Source organism: Bartonella saheliensis, assembly GCF_902162175.1.
The window spans coordinates 1-1,728 of sequence record NZ_LR607299.1; the positions used below are offsets into that span (position 1 = coordinate 1).

2 protein-coding genes and 1 pseudogene are annotated in these 1,728 nt (G+C 34.5%); 1 reads left to right on the forward strand and 2 read right to left on the reverse strand.

Going from position 1 to position 1,728, the window contains the following annotated elements; genetic code table 11:
• Nucleotides 1-22 precede the first annotated feature (22 nt).
• Nucleotides 23-367, reverse strand: a pseudogene (locus tag FS875_RS09790) (hypothetical protein); the annotation flags it as partial.
• An 11-nt stretch (nt 368-378) separates the two neighbouring features.
• Nucleotides 379-696: a helix-turn-helix domain-containing protein gene (locus FS875_RS09795; protein ID WP_144756227.1), complete on the reverse strand. Its 318-nt coding sequence runs from the start codon at nt 694-696 to the stop codon at nt 379-381.
• An 85-nt stretch (nt 697-781) separates the two neighbouring features.
• Here FS875_RS09795 and FS875_RS09800 point away from each other — a divergent pair, with 85 nt between their 5' ends.
• Entirely contained in the window at nt 782-1,378 is a 597-nt protein-coding gene (locus FS875_RS09800; RefSeq protein WP_144756230.1) for a S24 family peptidase, read from the forward strand.
• Nucleotides 1,379-1,728: the final 350 nt, after the last annotated feature.

Genomic DNA, 1,728 nt, shown 5'->3' on the forward strand with positions numbered 1-1,728 from the left:
TATCAATTAGCTACATTTGTTAAGCCAACTTTAATCTTTGTTCATACAGTGTCTTATTTTTTTGCTTAATTAAAGTTGATAGGTTTTCAAGTACTACTTGCTGTTGTTCAATTGACTTATCTCGCTCTGCAAGAATTTCTTTATGCCATCTCATCCAACTATCAAATTTTAACTTATGCCATTCTTCTCGTTTTTTAAGAATTGTTGTGTGAGTTGCGTGTCGTTTCACAAGATCTTCTACGCTACAGTCACGATATGGTACTTTTCTCCATTCTTCCACCAATCTATCTCCATTTTCAATTTTCGTGTTACAACCTATTAATCTACAAATCCGTGTGTAAAGTTTCTTCAATATCCCGGTTCTCATGATCTTTCTTCTTAAGAGTGTGAATGGTGCTGCTGGTGCTCGTTGTTATCTGTAGGGGCAGGTGTGAAAGCAGATGCTTGAGATGATATAGTCTCATATGATTGCCCTCCATAAAAAAACGAGAAAAAATCTTCTGCCTTAATCGGTGCTCCAATTCTTTTGGCTTCATTTAAAAGAATTGGGATATGTTTTGTCGGAATTCTCCCACCAGTTCCACCTTTTGATACAGGACGCAGCCAGGCATACACACGTGTTCTATGAACTCCGAGCAACTGAGATACTCTACGAACCCCACCTAACAGATTTATTATTTCATAAAATTGTTTCATAATTCGCATTGTAGCTTATTTAGGTACAAAATCAATAGATAATGTAACGAAAACCACAAAAGATTTTTTTTCTAATAAAGATATAATGGAAGCCATGAATAACATTATGAAAATTTGGCTAAGTGAAGCCTTACAAGAATCTGGATTGTCTCAATCATCGCTTGCTAGACAACTAAGTGAGAAGATGCAGCGCTCTATCTATCGTTCTGCCGTCAATAAAATGCTAACGGGTGAACGAGGAATAAGTGTGCAAGAGGGTATGGCAATTGAAGAAATCACAAAATATCCTCTTCCACGAAAAAAAACTATACCTTTAATGGGTTATGTAGGAGCAGGTTCAGAAATTATCCCCTACGAAGACGGTTGGCTTGAAGAAGTAGAAATCCCCCCATACATTACAAAAGATACATACGCGGTAAAAGTTGAGGGCGACTCAATGGAACCTTTCATTGAGGATAAATCTATTTTATTTTATTCAGAAAACATTTCTCCAAGTTTACTTCTTAATAAAAAAGCAATTGTCTATACGCAAGATGGACGCTGTTTTGTCAAAATAATAAAACAAGGTAGTAAACCTGGTTTATTTAATTTAGAGAGTTTAAATAGATTATATCCAGAAATAAAAGATATTGCATTAGTTTGGGCGGCACCTATAGACTGGATAAAACCACCAAGATTTTAGAATATTTAAACCCAATAAAATTGTATTATTAAAGCTCTAGCTATTCTAAGCATATCCCCCTCTTTTTTAGTGATTACAGCTTTAATTTTTTAAGTGATTTTTTTATATTTATATAAAAAGTTTCTAAAATCGTTACATTTGTGTTGACATAAGTTCCTAAATACGCTACATTGGTATCCATAAATTAACACAAACAATCGCTATTAGGCGTTAGGGAGGGGAGATTATGGAAAAGCCAATTCTCATAAATTCTAATGAAATTCTCTTAGTTCATTCAGTTTACTTCGATAGAGATGAACACATTGCAGAATCTGGACCGCTTGATGCAAGTCAAATTCTAAGCATTGTTA